1 protein-coding gene and 1 pseudogene are annotated in these 879 nt (G+C 54.7%); both read right to left on the bottom strand.

The genetic code is table 11. The annotated features are described in order from the left end of the window. Positions 1-255, bottom strand: coding sequence for a hypothetical protein (locus I5W_RS04000; RefSeq protein ID WP_044528269.1), 255 nt, complete (start codon positions 253-255; stop codon positions 1-3). After that, positions 254-625, bottom strand: a pseudogene (locus I5W_RS29380) (LysR family transcriptional regulator); the annotation flags it as partial. The gene I5W_RS04000 and the pseudogene I5W_RS29380, both read right to left, overlap by 2 nt. Between the last annotated feature and the right edge of the window lie 254 nt (positions 626-879).

Below are 879 nucleotides of genomic sequence, written 5' to 3'. Positions count from 1 at the left end.
TTACGCTTCGAGCGCCCTTTCCGTTGCAGGCAGCCGGATCGACTTGTACCAGCGGTAGCGCATCTTCCCGAACTCGAAGCAGTCGGTGATCTCCGGCACCGGCGCCAGGTAGTCGAGCAGCGGTTCGGCGTTCATGTCCATATTGATGAAGACGAATCCGGCCCACTGCCCGACCAGCACTTCCTTGAGCTTCAAATCGCCATCCTGAAAATCCGGGCAGCCGGCATAATCCTCGCGGTCGAGCACGCGGGCCATAGGGCTCAAGCACCAGTTTGGGATGTCGTGCCCGGACTTGAACCATGAATTGCGGCAGCCAGGTAAGGGCGCTTAGTTCTCCAACACCAAAGGCGCAACGACCAACCAGGCCAACGGAGGGAGCAAAGGTGGCGCGCACTCTAGCAGCGTTATCAAGCAGGGCTTGCGCTTGCGGGAGCAGGGCCTGGCCTGCTTCGCTGAGCATGGCCCGGTGGCCGCTGCGGTCGAAGAGGGAAATCCCGAGCGATAGTTCCAGCTCTGAAATTCGCTTGGAAAGCGAAGATATCGATAAATGCAGGCGTTCGGACGCGATTCCAAAGTTGGCACAGGTGGCCGCCCAATAGAACGCTTCGAGTTGCTTTAAGGTCATTGCCGTCTCTTGTTCGATTTTTTCGAAATTTATTGTACATATTTTTTCGCTTTTATTTATGTCGTAGTTATTTAAAGATTCACGTCCGCATAGATCCACAGAGGGCTGCGTCGCTGGCATTGGTCTGCTCGGTGCTGGTCACGATGGATATGAATGACGCCAAGACCCGCCTCCTTCCTCAGCAGTGAAGATGGGGGCACGCAATGAAGAGCTTGCTATTTTTTGTAGAGGAGCCATGAACAAAAATCGTTATG

Source organism: Herbaspirillum sp. B65 (assembly GCF_000333555.1).
In the GTDB taxonomy this organism is placed as follows: Bacteria; Pseudomonadota; Gammaproteobacteria; order Burkholderiales; family Burkholderiaceae_D; genus Herbaspirillum; species Herbaspirillum rubrisubalbicans.
The sequence above is the reverse complement of the archived record's forward strand: the minus strand, read 5'-3'. Positions and strand labels throughout refer to the sequence as shown.